The sequence below is a fragment of the Ruegeria sp. CG11 genome, assembly GCF_056537245.1.
Window position 1 is genome coordinate 1 of record NZ_JBQFRE010000032.1, and the last position, 21,580, is coordinate 21,580.

General features: G+C 50.2%; 17 protein-coding genes, 1 tRNA gene and 1 pseudogene. 10 read left to right on the top strand and 9 right to left on the bottom strand.

Going from position 1 to position 21,580, the window contains the following annotated elements; all coding sequences use genetic code 11:
* Positions 1-12 precede the first annotated feature (12 nt).
* Positions 13-89: transfer RNA gene (locus tag ACR0KW_RS23265), tRNA-Met, on the top strand.
* A gap of 394 nt (positions 90-483) precedes the next feature.
* Here ACR0KW_RS23265 and ACR0KW_RS23270 read toward each other — a convergent pair.
* Positions 484-1,269, bottom strand: a complete 786-nt coding sequence (locus tag ACR0KW_RS23270; RefSeq protein WP_480807151.1) for a hypothetical protein — start codon at positions 1,267-1,269, stop codon at positions 484-486.
* Positions 1,270-1,561: 292 nt separating this feature from the next.
* Here ACR0KW_RS23270 and ACR0KW_RS23275 point away from each other — a divergent pair, with 292 nt between their 5' ends.
* Entirely contained in the window at positions 1,562-2,632 is a 1,071-nt protein-coding gene (locus ACR0KW_RS23275) for an FRG domain-containing protein (protein ID WP_480807152.1), read from the top strand.
* 143 nt (positions 2,633-2,775) lie between these two features.
* On the opposite strand, the gene ACR0KW_RS23280 is transcribed toward ACR0KW_RS23275, so the two are convergent.
* From ACR0KW_RS23280 to ACR0KW_RS23300, 5 genes are all read right to left on the bottom strand, one after another.
* The gene (locus tag ACR0KW_RS23280; RefSeq protein WP_480807153.1) at positions 2,776-3,924 is read right to left on the bottom strand and encodes a hypothetical protein; all 1,149 of its coding nucleotides are present in this window, start codon (positions 3,922-3,924) and stop codon (positions 2,776-2,778) included.
* Between the two features lie 188 nt (positions 3,925-4,112).
* A complete protein-coding gene (locus ACR0KW_RS23285) occupies positions 4,113-4,331 on the bottom strand; it encodes a hypothetical protein (RefSeq protein WP_170601468.1) in 219 nt (72 codons plus the stop codon).
* Positions 4,332-4,453: 122 nt separating this feature from the next.
* Entirely contained in the window at positions 4,454-4,702 is a 249-nt protein-coding gene (locus ACR0KW_RS23290) for a helix-turn-helix transcriptional regulator (protein ID WP_480807154.1), read from the bottom strand.
* Positions 4,703-4,786: 84 nt separating this feature from the next.
* Entirely contained in the window at positions 4,787-5,512 is a 726-nt protein-coding gene (locus ACR0KW_RS23295) for a hypothetical protein (RefSeq protein ID WP_480807155.1), read from the bottom strand.
* A 1,036-nt stretch (positions 5,513-6,548) separates the two neighbouring features.
* Complete coding sequence (locus tag ACR0KW_RS23300) at positions 6,549-7,151, bottom strand: hypothetical protein (RefSeq protein WP_480807156.1); 603 nt, start codon at positions 7,149-7,151, stop codon at positions 6,549-6,551.
* Between the two features lie 219 nt (positions 7,152-7,370).
* Between ACR0KW_RS23300 and ACR0KW_RS23305 the strand changes: the two genes are divergently transcribed.
* The 5 genes and pseudogenes from ACR0KW_RS23305 to ACR0KW_RS23325 all read left to right on the top strand — a co-directional run.
* A complete protein-coding gene (locus ACR0KW_RS23305) occupies positions 7,371-8,297 on the top strand; it encodes a DMT family transporter (protein WP_480807157.1) in 927 nt (308 codons plus the stop codon).
* A 490-nt stretch (positions 8,298-8,787) separates the two neighbouring features.
* Positions 8,788-10,035 (top strand): hypothetical protein, encoded by a 1,248-nt coding sequence (locus ACR0KW_RS23310; protein ID WP_480807158.1) that lies wholly within the window; start codon positions 8,788-8,790, stop codon positions 10,033-10,035.
* A gap of 637 nt (positions 10,036-10,672) precedes the next feature.
* Positions 10,673-10,993, top strand: a complete 321-nt coding sequence (locus ACR0KW_RS23315; protein WP_480807159.1) for a hypothetical protein — start codon at positions 10,673-10,675, stop codon at positions 10,991-10,993.
* A gap of 105 nt (positions 10,994-11,098) precedes the next feature.
* Positions 11,099-11,809 carry a hypothetical protein gene (locus ACR0KW_RS23320; protein ID WP_480807160.1) on the top strand — a complete coding sequence of 237 codons (711 nt, stop codon included), beginning with the start codon at positions 11,099-11,101 and terminating at the stop codon, positions 11,807-11,809.
* A 253-nt stretch (positions 11,810-12,062) separates the two neighbouring features.
* Positions 12,063-12,329: pseudogene (locus ACR0KW_RS23325) on the top strand (transposase); the annotation flags it as partial.
* Between the two features lie 1,049 nt (positions 12,330-13,378).
* Here the strand turns inward: ACR0KW_RS23325 and ACR0KW_RS23330 are convergent.
* The 3 genes from ACR0KW_RS23330 to ACR0KW_RS23340 all read right to left on the bottom strand — a co-directional run bounded on the left by ACR0KW_RS23330 (position 13,379) and on the right by ACR0KW_RS23340 (position 16,473).
* A complete protein-coding gene (locus tag ACR0KW_RS23330; RefSeq protein WP_480807161.1) occupies positions 13,379-13,810 on the bottom strand; it encodes a hypothetical protein in 432 nt (143 codons plus the stop codon).
* A 270-nt stretch (positions 13,811-14,080) separates the two neighbouring features.
* Positions 14,081-15,187 (bottom strand): hypothetical protein, encoded by a 1,107-nt coding sequence (locus tag ACR0KW_RS23335; RefSeq protein ID WP_480807162.1) that lies wholly within the window; start codon positions 15,185-15,187, stop codon positions 14,081-14,083.
* A gap of 935 nt (positions 15,188-16,122) precedes the next feature.
* Positions 16,123-16,473, bottom strand: coding sequence for a hypothetical protein (locus tag ACR0KW_RS23340; protein ID WP_480807163.1), 351 nt, complete (start codon positions 16,471-16,473; stop codon positions 16,123-16,125).
* 401 nt (positions 16,474-16,874) lie between these two features.
* Between ACR0KW_RS23340 and ACR0KW_RS23345 the strand changes: the two genes are divergently transcribed.
* The 3 genes from ACR0KW_RS23345 to ACR0KW_RS23355 all read left to right on the top strand — a co-directional run bounded on the left by ACR0KW_RS23345 (position 16,875) and on the right by ACR0KW_RS23355 (position 21,416).
* Positions 16,875-17,267: a hypothetical protein gene (locus ACR0KW_RS23345; protein WP_480807164.1), complete on the top strand. Its 393-nt coding sequence runs from the start codon at positions 16,875-16,877 to the stop codon at positions 17,265-17,267.
* Between the two features lie 2,782 nt (positions 17,268-20,049).
* Positions 20,050-20,571, top strand: a complete 522-nt coding sequence (locus ACR0KW_RS23350; protein ID WP_480807165.1) for a hypothetical protein — start codon at positions 20,050-20,052, stop codon at positions 20,569-20,571.
* 8 nt (positions 20,572-20,579) lie between these two features.
* A complete protein-coding gene (locus ACR0KW_RS23355; protein ID WP_480807166.1) occupies positions 20,580-21,416 on the top strand; it encodes a metallophosphoesterase family protein in 837 nt (278 codons plus the stop codon).
* The last annotated feature ends 164 nt before the right edge of the window (positions 21,417-21,580 follow it).

Below are 21,580 nucleotides of genomic sequence, written 5' to 3' on the forward strand. Positions count from 1 at the left end.
AACGCAAAGTGTCGCGGGATGGAGCAGCCCGGTAGCTCGTCAGGCTCATAACCTGAAGGTCGCAGGTTCAAATCCTGCTCCCGCAACCAAATATAACAGCAAAATATCAAACGCTTAACCTCGCAAACCGCGAGGCTTTTTGCATTCCTCCAACACAACTGGAAGCAATGTGGAAGCAATTGGGGCGGAAATACTCTGTGGCAGCACCGCAACAGCATAATACCACCAATCATACGTATAAGGTCACGATGAGCCCTTAGCGGACCTACATCATCCTCCATTGCTTCTCTTGTGCAGCACGTCGCGAACCGTACATTCCGGACGTTCAGCTCCAAGTGGAAGATGGCAGGTGACTCTACCTGCCATTTAGATTCCGACCACTTGCCTTTGCTGGATCGGAGAGAAAAGGCTTCAAGTCTCGGCTAAGTTATTGTTGAGCATCAGATATCGCCGGGGCAACTAGCTTCAGAAAGTGAAACTCATTTAGTCGTCAAATTGCACAATTTGCTCCCGCCACAATGGCATCAACTCGTCATTTGGCATGGTTTCCATGGCCTTCGGTGCAATAGGAGCCTCTACGAAGTGTTCGTTATTTGCCGTTTGTTTCATGTAAATTTCTATCTGCACCAAAACAAGGCGCCAGGCGTTTAGCGCAAAATCGATATTTAGGCAGATTGAATCTGCTTCGTCGGTGAGCATTTTAGAGTAATAGACCACCATTTCGGGACTGCATTTTCCGCTAAGCCCACCGTCATGAGCCCATTCAGCTACGCGGACGTTTCGAGAAGAAATGTGCTCGTTAACCGTATTCATGATTCCTATTGCTCGGTACGCGAACAATGAAAGAGCAGGAATATCTTTGCTTAAGACAGAATACTCAGCTGGAGGAGGTGGCGGCACAACCGGCGTTTTTTGCGGAGTCAAGAAAAAGAACCTGAGTGACCTTTCCAAATCCACTAATTCTTGAACTGCCTCCACTGTTATGGGCGCACCGTTATCATCAAAGTAATGACGAAGGGCTTCACGCATCTTGTCTGACTCAGGCTTCCAATCAGTAGCATATTGGAGCTTTGCCATGCCTAGGCTTTCGACATTTGATCCAGCGCATGCATAAAGGCGATTGAGTGCTTGCAAAGCGGCTTCGTATTCGCGCCTCATCTGCAGTTTCGACTGGCGTTTTTGTTGATAGTGGAATGCTAGAATACCTAAACCAAACCCTAGTCCTGAACCTATTGCCGTCTGTAAGACGCCCGACCAGAAATGCGGCATATCATCTCCATTGTTTTTCGAGATCGCAAGTTGCAGCAAATTGATTGCGGCTCACCACTAAGTGCTTTGGAGCGTTCTTCATAGAGGTTCAAAAACCACGATACTCAAATCACCACAAGGCTAGAGCATGGCCTTGAACCGAGTATTCGAAATTTACCCACGACAATCTGGCCAAGCAAACATATTGGCGTGTTTAGTTGGCGTTGCATCTTCATCATATCCGCAAAAACGTGATGATCGAAGATTCCGAGGAAAACCTTTGCCATTCAGGCTATTATAAAAGGAACGAGATTTGATCGACGGACGAGACCTTCAAGCCGCGGCTGCTTCGTATTTTGAAACAACGCACCACACATCTGCCAAGAGTTTCTTTGATTCACTGCAGCAAACTGCGTTCCCCGAAAAACAAAAGCACGATCAACTCATCTATCGTGGTCTTGGTAAGAGCGAATATGACCTCACTCCAAGCTTAGACAGGCCTGATGCGGAACAGTGGTTGCTTACGGGGTCAGGCATGCCAAGATCCGCGCTTCTGTTTCTCCGTCTAGGCCAGTTCTATTTGTTAGCGAATGACCAAGGGCTGCCTCTTCCGCGGTTGCCATCCGAACTGCATCAAGCTCTTCTTGGTGCCAGGCACTTTCCAGATAGCCGATTTCCGTCGTTGGACCAAATAACGGATTGGCTTGATGAGGAATTGTTGGAGCTTTTGGCCATCGCGCAGCATTACGGCTTCAAAACTCCTCTACTAGATTGGTCACGGTCCCCATTGATTGCTATGAACTTTGCAGTTTCCAGTGCAATCTCGCATATGAAGAGCTTTGTAAGAAACAACCCTTCGCCTCCAGGAGAAGATAGTATCTACCAGACGGAGGGAAGGAAGAGATTGGCAGTTTGGGTATTAAACCACACGGTATGCGGAACGATCTCAAAGGCTGCACGAGGTCATGCAGATATGCACTGCGATGCTGAACACGAACCTTTCGAAATTACTCTCATCAGCCCACCCACTCAGAGCAACGCCAATATTGTAGCGCAGAAAGGTTGCTTTACACGCCACCGGCCAATGTTGCCCCATCCAAGACCTGCCGATGGCCGTTTTGAGCCAGAACACTATGATCTCAAGTGCGCAGTGTATTCAAACTGCAAGTTTGTCCAAGAAACCGTGATGCGAGATGAGGACCCATTTCCGAGAGACGCATTATCATGTCATACGCTCGATTACTCTAAAGTGCTTTCGCTGTATCAACTGTTGTTTCGATCAGACGTTCACCCTAGTTCGCTGTTTCCGGGTTTTGCGGGCTGTGCTGAAGAAATCCAAAGGATTTCCGACAATGCCCTCATTGCTACAAAGAGGTGGGAATAGTGTCCTAAAAATCGGAAACTACATCCCTCAATCGTAAATCCATCTGCCACAAAAGAGAAACTATAGGTGGTGGATCGATGCATGTTTCTACCGTTAGTGGCTACCAGTATCGCACTTGCAGCGAAAGTCTCCTTTGTGGCCGCTCAAGACAACCGATACTTCCCGCGCGCCTTGGCAAGCCGTTCTTCGAGTGGTGCGGTATGCTCTTCAACGAGCCGAAGCAACACATCAGAGTGACTTTCCAAAAAACCACTAAAATTGTCCGCAGCTACATCAGAAATCGCAGCGCGCGTGACAAACAGCCCTGCTAGCTGCGCATCCAGTTCCCGCATCTTAGCAGCGCGGTTGGCTTCCATCACGTCGCAGGGCAGAACCCCCGCGCAGTTTTGCATCAAGTCATTGCCAATCACGGCTTCAAACTGCTGCCAGAGCTCATGTGTGGGCCAGCGCGCGCGGTTTGAGTCCGTGGTGGGCATGCAGTAGCGAATACGCCCAAGCGCGTCTGTAAAGGCGTCCCCAATGATGTCGCGTACATCCTGCCAGTTGCGCATCTCGAATTTGTTTCGAAGTTGCTTGGAGCCAAGCCGCATCTCAAGGCGCCAAACCTGACTTGAGGCCCGGTCGGTCAGATCAAGGGGTGGTTTGCCAATTGCTTCAAGCGCAGCGTTCCAAATCGTTAGCCACCCCATCTTGTTCTGTTGGATCACTTCGCCCCGCTTGTCGTAAATAGCCAATTGCCTGTTGGCGACGGCACCGGCTCGCAAGCCAACCACACGCGCTCCACTGGATACTGTCGCGGTCTCATCAACGCCGGTATATTCCGTGACCTTAGTCCCGGGTGGAACAACCAAGGCTTCGCGGTCGGGTTCAAACCAAGGGGCCAGCAAGTCCACCGCGAAGTCAGCCCGCGCTACCCGCAATTGCGTTTCTACGTACTTAATCCCGAAGGCTTCCATACAATCGCGAAAGTGCTGCTCAGCGCTTTCCAGACCGCCTGTAGCAAGGCCAAAGGCGCGAAAGTCGACGGTGATGCCGGGATTGTTGGGAATCCGGTCCTGCGGGTCTTGAAACAGCCATACGGCCCCGTGGTCGCCTGTATGAGCGGTAAAACCGCGTGAACCTTTGTTAGTCACATTGAGCGACACGGAGCCAAATTCGAGGACGCAATCGCCGTAGGTTTCTTTGGCATGTTGCTTGGCGGAGGCCAGTTCTTCGCGAAAGTCTTCTGGGACATCTGCCTGAATGGTGAATTTCAGCCCATCGAAGCCTGAATGCAGGATCGTTGCTTCCATTTGCGCTGACCTTCGCTTTCGTATTCGTGGAGGGGGGTGTTACAAGACCCCCCTCTATCGCGGCACGCCCTGCCGCTGGATTGTGTGGCGATGTTGGGGAAAAGAATGCGGGGGCTTACGCCCCCTGAGTGCCTCCGGCGGGGCAGCATTTGTTTTGGGGCCGGAGCGGGGCCGCTCCGGCGCTGCCATCACCTGGCATTGGTTTGACGGCCAATCCAGATTTCGGCGCGCTCCGCGCATTTGGCAATATTGAGCAAGTCTGAATGATGGAAGCTGTTCGAATTGCGCCATTCACCGGTATCGGTCTTGTAAGCCCGGGACATATCGACCGAATAGAAGCCGTCATTGTCCCAGATGGTTGCGGTGATCAGGCCGATCTTGAATTTCTGTGCAGGCTGGTTTGCCATGGTTCAGTGTCTTTCTGTTGATGTTTGAGGAAAAGGGCGCGGGACCGTTTCGCCCGCGCCCCTACAGAGCCAGTCCGGCCCCAAAATCCCGCACGGCGCTGCCAACCCCGCACGGGCAAAACTCAGGCTGCGGCGTAGCTGCTGGTGTTGCCGTGGCGGCGCGCTTCGGCCCATTCCAGAAGGTCACGGCGGCGATAACGGACGGAGCGGCCCGACTTGTAGAACTTCGGGCCAAACCCAGTCACGCGCCATTTTTGGATGGTGCGCACACTCTGGCACAGGAAGTCGGCGGCAGTGCTTTCGTCAATAAAACCGTCCAGATAGTCCGTCGCTGGGCGGTTGTTGTCGTTTGCAGGTTCATTCTTGAGCATCTGTTTACTCCGGTTTGAGTTGCTGATGCTCTAGACTTGGATTACCTGCCAACCACAAAAAATACCAATAAAACCCTCTAGGATTTATTGTTTTTTGACGTCTTTTAACCCTTTGAAAAGTGGAGATATAATTCTGCGTATGGTTTCTGAACTGAGCTTATCCGCTGGTACCGGAAGGTCAGGGTAGTTCAGTTCAAGCCATTTCCTTACCTTGGGATAGTGGGATTGCAGAGAAGCTTTAGGGTCGATTTGCCCAATCTTGTTCAACGCGTAGAAGGCCGCTTCGATGGCAGGGGCTACTGTGGGGCGCCCGACTTTCGCGACGGGTGTATCAAACGGTTTCTTAAGAACCGGATCGCGGTCGGCGGGCATCATGCGAATGCGCACTTCGCAGAATTTCAACGATTGAAACTGCACTTCATTTCCGGCCCAAGAAACGGCACCTTTCCAACATTCAGCAGGGAGAAGAACTGGCTCTGTGTCCAACGTTCGTGGTCGATCAAATCCATAGCCCCGATAAGTGCCGTCCAGCAGATAGTTAGTTACTTGTTTTTGAGCACGCTCCAAAAGGTCTGCTTGCGGCTTGTTCCGTTCGTAAAGCGCCCCAAGCGTGTGTTGAATTGTGTCAATCGTGTCTTTGCCAGATGCTCTCGCCTCGTTCGCAGATTCTTCGAGTATTTTCATCCACGGTTGGTCACCCCGGTAATCCACGGCGGCTTGCCATTCATCCTTGAAAAAATGGGTCGCGTAAGTCTTTGCGGAGTTGCACAACCAGTGGGATCGTTTCCATAGCTCGACGTAATCAGTCACCTGCGCGCCTCGGGGTTCAATAGGTTTCTCTACCCGGGGTATACGCTGGGCCGGGTACACTTGGGGTAGGGGCTATGTTGAGCGCTTACAACCCCTTTGTGCTAAGCGTGTGTTACACAGGTCTCGTCTAACGATGCACGTAAGTCGGGTTGAAAGTAGACGCGAACGAAGCGACCGGGATTGCACCGTCCATAGCAAGCACGGATCAATCTTGGTAAGCCCGGATTTCATGTCAGGAATTCGATAGGAGCGATCCAGTACGCAACAATCAGAAGCGCAAAAATTTCATGCCGATAACTACAAGTTATCAAACAATGCGAGCGTTGATTGGAGTCGCGCAACGCAGGCACCGGAGGCGAGCTCCTCTGCCTCATAAGGTAGATGCAAACTGATTACATCAAATTTCCCAATAAATCCTCGCCCGGAACTGCAGTACCTTGATCGGAACTGCGAGATCTGATTGCTGTCTTTCGTTAGGCGCGTTATCTGAGATTCTAGAAACGTGACCGCGTTCATTGTCTCGTCTGGAACATTCATTTCGAGGCAATTGAATGCACTCCCGTCCTCTCCGACAAAGACGATAAATTGGTTCCGTCCTAGCCGTTCTGGCACAACTGCTCTCACTTGTTCGACGATTTCACTCCATACATCTTCACACGGATCGCCTGTGTTTACGGAAATTTCGTCTGCAACACTAGGACTAGCCAAGGCAATCAAAATTGAGAGCCATATCGCAAATGGGTTCAACAGAAACCAACTGCACACATTATACAATCCTCTGCATTCTGAAAGCTGCCCCACAATACTTGCCTTCTTTCAATACCTTTTAGTTGAGGCATCGCCTAATTCGGTGATCGTTGCAATGGCGGATACCGGTTTGAAAGTGGAAACTCATTCAATCAAGCTCGATGTCGGCTATGCGGACTAAGCTGACCTCAGAGCAACTCGGCCTTACGTCTGCTTTCCTTTGAAGTTGCCCAAATAAGCCGATTTTTCGAGGACTGTTCTCTCCTAGTGTATGCACCATAGAGCAGGCCTAAAGGCATTCACCATCAGCAAAACACTCGAGCAAGTCAGCCAACTGAGCTGGTTCGATTTGTTTGTAACTCGGGCAAATCGACGTTGTTACTTCAAGAGTATTCCCGTCGTCCCGTGACAGCAGAACCCCAATGACGTCACTATCCGTAGGTGGCAGCATGTCTACTATACCCTCGTATTCAGCAGAAATAGATACGCGGGCATCAATGCTCTCTACCCTGAATGGGATGAGCCTGCCGTCCATGAGCTGAAAGCCTTCAAAGCGATAGGCACTCAAATATGTGTACTCAATCTGATAAGGCATCTGGACACTTTCAGAAGGTGGCCAATACTGCGCACGAATGGCCTCTAACTGTTCCTCGTGGAGGAACGGGAGATTGGATTTCTTAGAGAAACGACCCAGTACGGCTACTCCCCAGTCAACGCGGCTTTCGAGGCGTTTGGCAAACCACAATGAACGGTAACGCAACACCTCATCTTCAGTTAGTGATCCCTCGGCAATGGGTTCACTGGGATGTTCGCAACTCAAAGCGCTGGCCTCACCAAACTGTAAGAGTGAAAGCACGGCGAAACACAACCAACCAGATTTTACATTCCTCATTAATCAACTGCCTCGTTAATTCAAATTCCATATATCCAAACCGATACCAGACATTGGCGTCTTGCACAGCACATGCCACTTTGGGCTCAGACCGGTCATCTGACGGTTTCAGTAGGTCATTGAGTCGGTTCAATCGGCATCAAGGTCAGCAACGCGGACGAAGCAGTCGTTCTTAGAATCTCTAAAGACGAAGATGCAAATGCGTGATAGCTCCAGATTATGGCCACGACATCTGCGCGAAATCGAACGCCCATCCCTTACGCGTTTGCGGTTATCGGTGTTCTTTTTGCTTCAATCTGTTTCGGGCTGGTTCCCTACTTCAGCCGCAGCCTGACCGAACAAGGCGTTGCAGCCTATGCGGTCGCATTCTACCGCTACATTGTTGCGGCTCTTCTTCTGCTTCCTGTTCTCATCTTGCACCGAAAAGAATGGCGCGAGATCACTTGGGGTCTTTCAGCCGGAGCCGTAATGGGGCTTGGTTGGATCGGATATGTAACGGCGCTGGAGAAGTTGCCCGCATCGACAGTGGGTGTGCTTTACATGACCTATCCGGTGTTCACCTTAGTTATTGCTTGGGCTGTGTTTGGAGATGTACCCACGCGACGCGCCATGTTGGCCGCTAGTCTGATTGTGGTGGCAGCTTTCATTGCTGGCTCGCCTGCGTTAGTGGCTGCGGAGCACCTACCAACGCTGCTGCTATCCCTTGCCGCCCCATTTGGGTTTGGCTTCGGAATTTGCGTCCTGGTACACAGGTTGTCACGGATTGCGCCGTTGGCACGTATCGCGTCAGTTTCTCTGGGGTCTGTACTGGGCCTCGCGCCGCTCATTCTTGGCGCTGAGGTTGGTGAGCTTCTCCCAAGGGAACAATCCGATTGGCTTTTGATTGTTGGTATTGGACTGGTCACCGCTTTCGTGCCCCAGCTTATCTACACGATATGCTCACCTGTTATTGGGGCTTCCCAAACTGCGGTCGTCGGAAGCATCGAGTTACCCACGATGTTTGCCGTGGGGTATCTTGCCTTTGGCGAAGCCGTTTCTTTACCTCAAGCTTTGGCATGTGCCTTAGTGCTGGGCGCAATCGCGATCACGAGAAGTAGAAAGACGCGCACCGTATCTACAGTGCTCGCAAAATCACCAAGGCGGTAGTACTGGGCTCGAAGCCGACATCCGATCATTTCACTCAAACAATAACGGCATCTAGGCGACCAAGGTCGACAATGCGCGGAGAGCAGACCAATGCACCCGCAGCACTCAGTTCTCATAGCAATGGCGGCTCCGGGCTCTTACGTCCAATCGGCGCCAGCCGAAGCGAATGGCAGCAGTGAGCCCATTTCGCCGGTGCAGCAATCTGCGCCAATGTCCGGTTCTCAGGTCGGGTCAAAAACCTGCAAAATTTTTCTTGGTTTTAGACGCAAGGTTTTTCATCTGTTTTGGAGAATGTGCTGCATGCAAAAAAGAAACGACCGTTTTAACACGGAGATTACGATAAAGATGAGCGTCCGGTGAACCCGACCTATCGCGTTACGGTGACTGATCTAAGTGTCCACAATTGCTGAATAACCTCAATTGTTTGCAATCCTGACGACGCCCTGCAACGATGAGAGTGTCCTTCATTACACAAGATAACATTTCTGAAATGGCAATACGTAAGAGAAACGGCTTTAACCTGCAATTGCTACTGACGAGGCTGTCAAAGATTCGGACACTTAATGCCGACGGTTCTATGAACATGTCGGGTTTCGGTGTTCTCGATGACTATGAGAGCTATCTGAGGACAGCAATCATAGCGAAGGGTAAGTCCGATGCATTCATGCGTAAGGTCATAAGCAAAGCAATTCGGCAAGAGCAGGATTTGACAGAGGATAGCTTCGTCAAACACTGCAATCGTATCGCCAGCACGATGGAACAAATGGACCGGAAAGGCTATAAGGTTCTCTTTCCGGTGTGGGGAAGTAGGGGCCTAGTTAGCGGCAGGCGAAAATGGGGCGACGTTTCAGTATCTTTTGACATCAACCAAGCGACACCGTTTGCCCGACGAGCGATCAAGGACAGGGTGGAACAACTTCGCAAGCGTGAGAACCACACATCAAAGGTGATGAATGACTTTCATGACCTACCCCTAGCCTCTTGTTCAGTCGACGCTGTAAGTGTTCATGATGCATTCGAAAAGGCTGAGAAAGCGATTTCCAAGGAAATTGGCCTCTACTCTCTAGTCTCATCCAGGGGCAAGTTTATTTTCACGAGCGAACCTGACAAACTGATAAACACAATCTTACTTGCGCCTCATATGACGGTTCACGATGCCTCAGGCGCAATCAGTGATGACATTTATTGGTACAACCTTTGGGCTGACCATTTGACGGAGAAGACACGTAAACCTGAAGACATTGAGAGGATCAAACAACAGGTGGAAAGTGTGCGGCTTCGGCTCAGAAAGCTGCCATGGCGTGAAAAGGCCGAATTGGCGCTGGCGCGCCACTACGCGGCTTTTGCCCAGTGCGATTTGGAATCTTCATTTCTAGATGGATGGAGATTGCTTGAGGCAATAGGCGGGCATTCAAGAGAAAAAAGCGAAGTCTTGGTCAAAAGGGCAGCGTGGTTTTTTGAGAACCGCGATGAACAGTACCAAATCGGTTTACACCTAATGCACAGACGGAACTTGATATCGCATGGCCGGCCCATGAAAGAGGATAACAATGAAGGCTTAGCATTTCAGATGAAGCAATTTGTTACGCCGATTCTAAACGCGTATTTGACCAATCCTTTTAAATTCCAGGACCTTGATGAGTTTTGGGGATTTTGTGACTTGCCGGTCGACAAAAACTTGAGGTTACGAAAGGCATACATTCTTGAATGCAGCGAGAAGTTCAGACAGGAGAGCTAGCATACGTTTATGTCACAGGCGAAAACGACTGAATTGGGCCCGACTGAACCGCCAAAGTCGACCTTGACGCAATCGCGGCGAATTCACACTAAGTCCGCGTAGCGGAAGTCTGTCAGTTATTAGTATTTTGTCCGCTTGGGCGCTTAAACCTGACATTTCAGTCGCGTTCGGCAACAGTGGTTGCACCCTCCCGCAACCAATCTTCTCGGTCGAATATCAAACACTTAACGCCCCAAGGGCGCTTTCTGCGTTTAGGGCTTGAGCGCCCGGTGCTACAACGGTGCTACGTTTGGGGCTTTACAACGACCTCAATTTCTTCTGGAGAATCTGGGGTTTCAATTTAAAAGCCCATGCTACGATTTGGATAACGTCAGCTCGGTATAGAGAAAGCAGTCTTTGCAAAACTCTGTCTTTTTCCTAGAAGCTTGAATATGTTGTGACGTTTTGGGCTTGTGCCCTGAGCCCAGTTTTGCGGTTAGCCGCACGGACGCGTCGTTGTGAATGCAATTGGCGGATCGCAGCCCGAAGTAGACCTTTCGTGTTCGAAAGAATTCAAAATTCTCAGTGACCTTCAAGGGGATAGAGGGTAGAGAAATCTGCAATCGAGTTTCAAAATAAATTCTGTGAGGGCAGGCGCTTGACTGACACGAAAGGCGGAGAGGAAGAGTTCGAAAAGCATGAAGCCGCTAAATCCAGAAAAAGGGGCAAGCTTGTTTCAGTCGGCGTTTTAGTTGTTAGCGTTTGGTTTTTAGTGTTTGGATCCATCTGGCTATCACAGCAGACAATCCAAATCTTCACGTACTCTTCCAGCTTGGCTCAGAGCATTGTCCAAACACTTGCCGAAGCATTTGATGTTAGCGTGGCAGCTATTTGGGCCGGTTTGGGCTTCTCAATATACATTACATTGGCTGCCCTCTTAGTTGTTTTTTTCTCCGAACACTCTCCGGCAAATTCCTGAACTTATGCGTTCGACTTTGCGGAGCGAGAAATCATTTCACATTGCTGGGCAAGTCATAGGGTAGGCCTCGGATCGAACCGCCGAGGAACCAGCAGCGAATTGCGCTTGTTGCGGCAAGAATACGACAAGATAGCGCGCGATGTTGAAAAGCGCATAAGTCGTCAGGCATCGGCGCAAATAGGTATCGAAAACCTTAATGAGAAAAAGCAAGAACTCTCAGATATGGTTATGAAGGATCTTTCTGACGAGTTGCGACGTGACATAAAAACCAAGCTAGCTGCAACTAGAATTCAACAGCTTGAAGCGGCTTCTTTATCTCGTCTCTCTGATCAGATTGTAGTTTTGGGCACTAGGGCAAACTTGGCGCTAGTTGTCGGAATTCTCTTCTGTTTATCAGCGCTGGGCATCCTATGGTGGACGTTGATTAACTCGGACACAGGTGATTTCGCTGTTGGCGCTTCTGACAGATATTGGGTGGATTTTCTTAGAGTGTTCGCTCCACGTCTGTCTCTTGTATTGATCGTCGAAGTTATCGGGTTCTTTTTTCTGAAGCTCTTCCGTGCTGCACTTGACGAGGTTCGCATGACGCAAAATGAAATTACAAATGTAGAGATGAAGCTAATCTCCTCTCATCTTGCTGTTTCGGAATGCAAGGAGGAGTTACCCAAAGTAATTCATGAGCTCGCGACCACGGAGAGAAATGTAATTATCGAAAAGGGTCAAACCACAGTGGAACTCGAGAAAGCGAGAGGAGTTCGAGAAGTAGAAGCAAGGTATGTTGATTCCTTGGTTACTTTGGTTCGGGGCAAAAAGTAATTTGCCGACTACTTAATGCTTCAAGGTTTAAATAGCGATTACTAAACTCACAGGTAGCCCATAGCTCAGATGCGCCATTTGACAGAGTTGACCAGTTGGAGTGGCGTTTGCAACGTAATGCCTGTAGCGCGGCCTCGCGGTCTTCCTAGGCCTGTTTTAACGGTTGTTGTGTCTCATCTGCAGTTCAATTTTTGTCCGGAAAGGTCTCACTAAATCGCCGCACGAGTGCTTCTCCGCCCCAAAAGACGTCGATATCAAGGCGTTGAAGGTCGTCAAAGACATCCGGCGAGCCACCCGCAAGCAATATTCAGCGGAAGAGAAGATAAGGATCGTGCTGGACGGCCTGAAGGGCGAAGAGAGCATTGCACAGAGCCTCTACTACAGTTGGTTCAAGGAGTTCCTCGAAGTTGGGAAGAAGCGCCTGGCGGGTGATACGGCGCGTGCCGCGACGTCGAGCGAGGTCAAGGATTTGCGGCGTGAGGCTCGTGATCTGAAAGAGGTCGTAGCCGAAATCGCCTTACGTTGAACTCTGAACATTTTTCAGTTGGAGGCTTGTTGGCACCCTGACATACTTACATGCGCCTTTGCTTTGCCGGGGCCGGGAAATTGACAATCACATTCTTTGATTGGTGTTTTGAGTTCAATTTCTGGAGGAACACATGAAACTAACACATTTGGTGAGCCGCAACTCATGAGCGCACCCACACTAATTGGATCCTGCCCATAACAGGTCACATGAACATTTGTGTATCCAGGCTGCAAGTTGAACCCGGTTTGGCATTTTCTGGGTCCGCATTCGACATTGACATAGACATCATGATGCGTGGAACGAGTAGCCTTCGAAGTCTCCGCTTCGGCAACAATTGGTACATGAACAGCTGCAATGGCCGCCAAAAAGGCGGCGCAATTTCTCATTGGCTCAAGCCCTTTCTACGAAATTTAGGCTAAAGCATGTGAAGTAAGCTTCAACATGTCAAGCAAGGCAAGGCATCCACAATATGTAGGTATTCTTCATTCCCGTGCTTGGCCTGAACATTTTCGGCGAAGGTGAAACAAGTTGCAGTGTAGGGTACGCTGACACTCACAGCGCCGAAAGCAATTAAAGCGCAAACGAATAGTATTGAGAAAGTTTCGCGTTCAATTGTCTCTAAAATGTTCCTCGTCACTGATATGTTACCATGCAGGATGCAACACAAATCTGGAGAATGACTATGGGAAATCTAGTCAATACGATAGTACTGGGCTGCGCCTTCTCTATTTCGGCGAGTGCCGTTGTTGCAAAAGCAACAAACCAACTGCACTGCAGTACGACAAGTTGCAAATATACCGAGGAAATCGGACCGTCCGGAACCAAGTCATTTCAAGGGTATTGCGATGGGGTTGAGAACATCACCAACCAGAACTCGAAAATGATTTGCCACAAAACAAACGGCACGACATGCACAGTGGCCGACTTTATCGACGATGGCGCTGCTACGGGCTCTTATTGGAGTTGCACGTGCACGAATTGGAATGACAAGCACGAAGAACATCCGACCGTTGATCTTTCTTGCCCTGCCAAAAGTTAACTTATTTTTGGCCATGTGAAAGTGGCAGGAGATTTGCACCGAGCTGCTTATATTTTTCCACATGTCTCGCGGCGCGGTAACGCGGTAAGCGTAATGCAGTCCGAATACCTTCAGGCGATTGACGCCACAGACAGTCATTGGGAAAACGGTGCGCGGCGGCTGATTGGCTCATTCTACTCGGGAAATAGGTGGAGAAGATGTCCAGAAAATTAAAGAGCTTCGGAATTTTGATTTCAGTTTGTTTGATCGCGTCACCTGCTATAGCTGAAAAGCCGCAGCCGCCAAATGAAGAGGCCAGACAGCGCGTTGGGGAAGCGCCAGCCTCTTCAGGAACCACCGTCAAAGACTGCCCCTCGGGGAGTATATGTACCAGCGATAAGGCAACGGTGAAGGGCAGCCATACCCATACGTTTTCAGCCTCTTGTGAATCCAATAAGGCGCCCAGCGACGATCAGGTGAAAAGATACTTTAGTAACAATAACGCGTTCACATGCGCGAAAGTTCCAAACGGTCAGGTCGGAAGCTGGGTTTACTATAATTTTCAATGTACCAACTGGTTCACCAAGGAAGAGCAGGCGTGGTTTACTGTGAGTTGTTGACTTGAGTTGTCCTTAAATCAGGGCTGGGACGCCTAATCTAGTTGATGTTCAAGTAGGTCGGCATTCGGAGCGTAGAGGCCATTGCCGGGACGCACGTATGTGGTTTACTGTGCCGCTCCGACAAAGATAGCCGTGTTCTGTGGAATTTGCGTTTGCAGCGTGTTGAGCGCGATCAAGTCCTTAACCAGCGTCAACGAGCGGTGGCTGAAATCGTGTTCTCTTGAGCCAAGCTCCTGTGGTTCCAGCCTGTAGCGTTCACCGTCGACAACAGTACTTACAGAGGCATCTCCAGGACCAGTTTCAACATGAAAAATCGGCGCAATCCCGCCGTCTCTGGTGCTTATGCTCAATCTGCCCTGATCAACGCCCGAATATGCTTCATCAATCAGTTGACCCAGGTAAAACACGACCTGGCTGGGTGAGCGCAGACGATAACCCGTACCTGTGGTTGTAAAGATGCGTCGCGCTGGGTTCGCGGAATCTCCCAAATACAAAAGTCGACCGCCAGCTTCTGCGGTATTGGGTTTCGGCTCACTAACTCCTAACCGCGGTTGAAGAACTGCCACGGCTTCCATCAGGGTTCTAAAGCGTTCAAATTGGCACAAAGAAGTTGGATCATTCACAAGCTTGACAAGTCTTGGCTGAGATGACGCCGCAAATTTAGGACACCGATTAGTGGCTTCAACCGCCTTCGCCCCTTGGCAAATACCTCTTTGACTTGCAGGCAAGTCGCTAAGCCGAGTGCCACAGATCGCCTGTGCGGAATTGATTATTCCAGTGTAAGTATCCTGCTGGATGACCACTGTCTGAACCAATAGCATGAATGTCAGATGTATATGTGCTTCATCCCGGCTTTCGGCCAGTTTGACAAGTAAATCCGGAGATACCTGCGTGTGCATGGCCTCGGTGAATTCAGAGGTTTCGAGAGATGACGCAGTAGCTGAACTGGATACCGATGCGGAAGGTGCCAGCCCAAGGCTCAAATCCTTTTGACCACCGTCGAGCCCAAAATCATAGCTCAAATTCGGAGAACTTTGGAACTGAGAGCTTTTCTGAAAATCACCGGCAACTGTGAAATATGTTGGATATCCTTTGGCTGAGCGCACAATATTTGCCAGAATCGTGCTGGCCTGCCCATCCGAGATTCCCGAGTTGAAATCACGATTGCTGCTCTCCACAACGTTGTTGCACGCCGAAACCAGTAGTACCATTGAGGCCCCGAAGAGCGATCGGGTGGACACTTTGATAGAACTTCCTGCTGTGGGAAGTTTCCAAGGCAAATTCTTAGAAAATCTTTGGGTGTAACAGGGCCTTAAAAGCCTGCCGCGAGCGGACCTGAACGCGATACGCAACCAAGTCATTCGACTTCTACTTCTGTATAGGCTCGGTTCATATGTTGTTGACGCAACATTTTGGCTCTAATCCCATATATAGTGGGTGTACCGGTGCCGGTGTTTCAAGTCAAACATTAGTGAAAATCAGTTTGAGGCGTTCAGTATGTCTGAGCCGCAACAGCCCTGCTGAAAGAAGTCACTTGTTCGTCAAATAGCGCTGAGTAGTAGCTTCTGTGCGTTTTGCGCCACTGCCCTCGTTTTCTGGAGAACGGCCAAACTGAATACGCTGTGGGGCCGACAGGTTCCCGGCGAAAGCGTCGTTCATTTATTTTTTCGTTGCTCTAAACTAGTATTCGAGAAACCGTCCAAACCTCCCGAGGCATGTATGCGACAAATAGCAATAGCAACACTTCTGTATGCCACATTCGCTTTTGCAGCAGCCGCCGCTACCGGCCAGTGCGGGGGCGGCGAGAATTGCAAACTGACCACGCCAGTCTGTGAAAAGGGCACCAAATGTCACTACGATTATGATGTTGGTGGTGCGGCAACCATTAGCGTGACATTCCAGTGCAGCGATAACGCTTCTATTCATAAGAAAGACAAATGCGCGTCGCCGGATGTTTGGCAAAGTGGATGCAAATGGTCTGGTAACACCTGTAGCTGTGGGTCAACCAATCAAGGCTTCGAACTGAATGTCACGGCGACTTGCGGCGATTAGAGCCACATCGCCTGCCACGTACGTGATATGGTTCGCGCGCCGACCAACTTGGAGCGATTACGTGCCAGTGCTGAACTAAGCCCATTCCCGGCTGTCAATTGCAAGTGATCGATGTCTTGAGCTCATATTTTTCGGATTGATGTTCTTGGTTGCATTGGCAGTACCAAGCTCCAAGCGCCGCATCGGATTCAATGTTGCAGGTTATGAAAACCTCAGAGGTTGAGCAGCTCATTTCTTTGGGAATGGAGTGCTGAGCTTCGCTCCCGCAATAGCCGGTCAGATTGTATTGCGTATGTTTGCCAACCTGAAAGTTATGCGTGCATTTGCTTTCCGAGCAGTACTTCGTCGCGTCCGTTGTTGTTCCCGCTGTTAGAGTAGCGGCGCTCCCTAATGTAAGCATTGTTGCCACAGCAATAAAACCTAAATGTGCCTTCGTGTTGAGCATATCATTCATCCTGATCAGCCACTTCAATGAGCAATGGGCATACAAACTGACTTGCCGCTAAAGAAATTCTTAAGCCTTTGAGGCGTGGTCAGCCAGTGGTTTGCAGAGAGTACATGTCTACTTGTTGCAGCCTACATGAAAGGCTGCGTCAGAACAAAGCGACCTTGTACTTTGCGGCACCCCAATTTCAATTCTTACCGTACAGAACTTAATTTCCTGCACCTGGTAGCGTGTTGACCTCATTCAGATCAGAGGGTGAACACTTGTTTTTTGTCTAACATTATCTTTACGATCATCTTACCGACAAATGTGATCTGAGCGTAGATAACACCGCCTTCAGGGCCGAGATTAAATATTTTCTTTTTCACGTTCGCTTCGTTCAAAAAAAAGGAGCTAGCACGATGCTGAAGATACGTCTTTTTTCAATTAACTACCTTTCCAGTGTACCGGCGCAGCTTGGCATGGCCGCATTCCTAGCACTAATGGCACAATCACTATTTGCACAAGAACTCAGTATTACAGACACTTGGACATATAAATGTGGCGTTATCGAATGTGGAACCGATAAAACCCTGCCCCTGCATACGGCGGTTAATATCGAAATGTCTTGTACGCAACTTACCGATCAATCCACCGCCAAGGCCAGTTGCAATCTCGCGTCCGGAAACAAAAGCGAAAAGTACTGCGATGCACCTTATCTAAGTGGAGATCATTGGACTTGTCATTGTGCAAACAAATCCTCCGCTGATGAAAAGGTCGATTACTCGATCAGGTGCACTGCGCACAATCCTTGACTGACGGTTTTGTCTCAACAAACCTTGCGCGCAGTGGAAATGTGAAGGCGCCAAATGATTTTGTTGACGCTCTAAAAGCGTCAACATTCGAAAAAATTGCTGCTGCGGCGGGACGCAGTAACAATATGGAAATTAAGAGCACAAAGGCAGAGGTTAGATGATATGAAGAAAAAAATAGCCGTTCTATTGAAGTTGAGTATTCTGAAGTTCACTGCATCGATAGCCACAGCGCTTGTTGTGCTTGGGTATGATGTCGCAAACGCTCAGCAGCACTACCAAACGCAATCCTATAATTGCACGGCCGCCTCGGGTAAAAGTTGCAATCCAGAGTTTGACGTCGGATCTTATACTCAGCTTACTATTCAAGCCTACTGTGGAACGCAAGCAGCACCCAAAAAACCAGCGAAAATGCACTGCTCGTCGCCCAGCGTTATTATTGATTGTGGGGAACCTTCAAGCACCAGCACGTACCGGGAATGTAAGTGCAATGTGGATCCGTCCAATGGACATAAGTACAAAGCAAAAGCGGATATTACATGTTGATGTAATTACTATTCTTGTCAAAAAGTAAGCGCCAGGAAAAGGAAGTCTAGAGCTGATGGAACCCAAAATGCATGAAGAACTGTTCGGTATCAGAATGCAGGGGCGAATGAGGCAAGTTTCAAATTAATGTGTGGCCGCGAATAGTTGGACAGTTCCAAAATTGGACCTGAAGTTGATCACCGCGTCACGACTGCAACGTCGAAATATTGTGGACAGGCTTCCCCAAAATTCATCTGGCATGGAACAGTTGGCCTCAGGGAAGGCCGAGTGTAATCTGTGATCGCGACGACAATCTTGTTTGGGAGGGTACTCTGTTGGGTAAACGATTTGTTCCAATGTTCATACTGTCGACGGCATTTCTGCTTCAACCGGTCTATAGCGGGGTCAGTGGGCCAGGTATGGCCTATGCTGAGTCGCAAAATGTGAACTTCGACGGCAACGGGACGAAAGACATCGTAATTCCGAAGGGAAAAGCGGATATCTTCCCAGAATGTTATGGTTTGTCTCAAACTCAATATGAACAACAGACAAAGAATAATTTTGACTTTAGCTGCTCCAGCCCAGTGTCAAATGTTACTTGCGCGCCGAATACGGGCCAAAACAAGACCCATTGCATATGCCATAATCCCGATAAAAAGAGTCACACCGTTAAGGTCCACATGCTGGACAATTGCTCGAAGCCTTGAGAATGAAACGCGCCTCCAAAGCCAAAGTGGTCTGCTGATTCCGTAAAGGTAGTTAAAGCGCAAACCTTTGGAAGGACCGACGAGCTCGTTCGCTCGGGTTTCCTTGCCTTGCTAGTCGGCACAAGCGGAAATTGGCTGTTTCGCGATCTCGTTCCAATAGAGTTACAATGTTCGCAGACCACCTCGCGCGGAAGACTAGGCTATCCCTGAAACAGGTGTTCGCTGCTTGACCGGACGACTATGCGTTGACGGGAATTGCAAAGCAAAGCTGGGAATGTTCGGTCGGGGTTGATTTCTGTCGCTGAGACTCGAAAAAGGAATGGCAGTATAATTGTGCACAATAGTTGTTGGTCCACCAAAAGTCGAAGGACCACTTTAGGCAGGATTTTCACGATCAGATGGCTCCAGTTGACTTTGACCTTTAGCTTTTCTGGGTTTTCTCAGAAGGGCTTTAGTTCGACAAAGGTCAAATCCTGCGCCTGCAACCAAAAATACAACATGAAAACAAATGCTTACACGTCGTCAAGGGCGAGGTTACTTGCGTGCCGGCCATTGGTGGTAGAAGCAAACTGTCCTGATATCAACGGTATTAGTGCAGTGCGTTTCGGCCTAATAGCGATATTCCTCGCGGCTTGCAGGCATTATCAGCTGTCAACACCTCCGCATTTTTGGGTCATTGGAAACTGTTTAAAATGAAACTCAGATAGTTCGCGTGTGCCCAAGGCGCGTAATTCTTAGGGCGTTCATTTGAGAAACCGTTGCGAAGTTTGCTGAGGGCTAGCAACATTTTCGAATGCGTCGACAACTGTCGTTTAATGAGCTATCTCGCACATCATGGCTATGAGCCGAACACGTCACGAAATCCGCCTCCATATTGGCGCATAGCGCAAAATGCACCGAGGTCGTCCCCACAGATAGGTCCTGAATCCGGGATCGGATGCAACGCTTACGCATTTCCGAGCGTATGAATATCAACGCTCGCATGTGTAGCGGCCTTGTAGAAAGCTATCATATGCTCCGTATCTCGACCAAGCCGATCGTCATGTTGTACCAGAACAATGTCGGTTGATTTAGCTTGCAATGGATAGATCTTTGGCGGTTGCAACGACGTACCAAGCGTCGAATGAAATCCAACTAAACAGAAACAGCTTTCTCGTCCGGCTAAATGGATGGCCGTAAAGCCCCCGGTTGGCGTGGTGGTTAATTAGCCTATTTCCGGGCAAATTTGGATCAAAGCGCGTTTTGCGTTATTGTGTCCCATCATTTCAAGTTCACTAAGAGTTTGGATCTCTGCGCGCCTCTGTGCACGAGCAGATACGCGGGTCGTGGTGTAAGCCGCCTATATACAACTCGACGGTTGCCCTATGACTGAATTGGTTCAATGGGAACCCTGCGGCAGGTCGACCTGCGTGTGCACAGGAAATGGAAAGTTTATGTAAAAAACCTACTAAAACATTGATTTAAGGCCAAGTTTCGCCACAGGCAGCCCACAGCTGAGGCATCGCAGCTCTCTAGTCCTGATCCAGACCAATTCTGGAGCTGGAGATACGACCATGCCGAACCTGTTCGACTATTTTGCCAGGGCACAACTGCGTGCTGGACCATCCTCCGCCCGTGCTGCTGCCCGGGTTTTCACGGCATTGTTGGCAGTTGCCACGATGGTACCTGCCATAAACGTCCCATCACGGGTTGAGGCGCAGCAGCCGTTTGTCGTCGGCAGCGACCGCGGTGGATATTTGCATGACCGTCTGGTCGAACTGGAAAATCTTGAGCGCAACGGCATCCAGGTCGAAATACGCGGACGCATCTGCTATTCGACATGCACGATGTTTCTGGGGCTGCCGGGAACTTGTGTTGATCCCGATACGACCTTTGGATTTCATGGACCGTCGCGCAGCGGCCGCAGGCTCGCACCCGAGGATTTTGACTATTTCAGCAAGGTCATGGCCGACTACTATCCGGAACCGTTGAAATCCTGGTTCATGACCACGGCGCGCAATCGCATCAAAGGTGTCTACAAGGTCAAAGGTCGCGAACTCATACGCATGGGTGTGCCGGCCTGCCGAACCGCCTGAGGCCGAACTTGCCCACAGTTCAGCGCAAGGGTATTACGTCTAGATCAAAAACCGGCACCAGATTGGTCCTGCCGGGACTAGTCGAGGCCAACCAGTCAGGAGACCAGCGCATCGTGCTGACATCGTTTTTCAAACGGATCGGGCGGCGCGTATCCTTCCTGCCGCCGAACCCGGACGGTCCGCTTTGTGTGATCGGTGATGTGCATGGCTGTATCGTTCAGCTGGAAAAACTACTGTCCGATATACCACAGGACCATCGGATTACACTGGTGGGCGACTATGTCGACCGCGGTGAGCATAGCGCCGAGGTCCTGCGCCTGATTAGTGCCCGTCCGGACCTGACCTGTCTGATGGGCAACCACGAAGAGATGCTGCTTCGGTTCCTGAAGGACCCCAAAGAGGAAGGGCCGCGCTGGCTGCGCTACGGCGGTTTGCAGACCCTGGCCTCATTTGGCGTACGCGGGGTCCGGTCCGAGATGAGTGGTGATGAGTTGACGGACTGTCGCGACCGGTTGCAACAGGCGATGGGCGCCGCGCTGTGCCAGTGGGTTTCCGAACTGCCGACTTGGGACATGTCGGGCAATGTGCTTGTTGTTCACGCCGGTGCCGATCCCGAAACCCCGCCCGAAGCGCAATCGGACAAGGCCCTTGTCTGGGGTCATCCGTCGTTTCAGTCCACGGTCAGGCGCGATGGTGTCTGGGTTGTGCATGGGCACACGATCGTCGGAACCGCCAGCGCGCGGCAGGGGCGGATTTCCATTGATACCGGTGCCTTTGCAACAGGCGTGCTGAGCGCGGTCTGCCTGGACGGAACCGAGCCAAGGTTCTTGACCGCGCGTCCCTGATGCTCTGGCAAAAACAAGCGGCAAGGGGCCTTTTTCCGACCGCGGCCGAGCAAAACCTTGTCACACTAAATCACATTGACTAGGACCGACTTGAACCAGATTGGATTTTGACCTTACCATGTTGATCACTCCTGTCCTCCTTTGCGGAGGGTCCGGCACGCGTC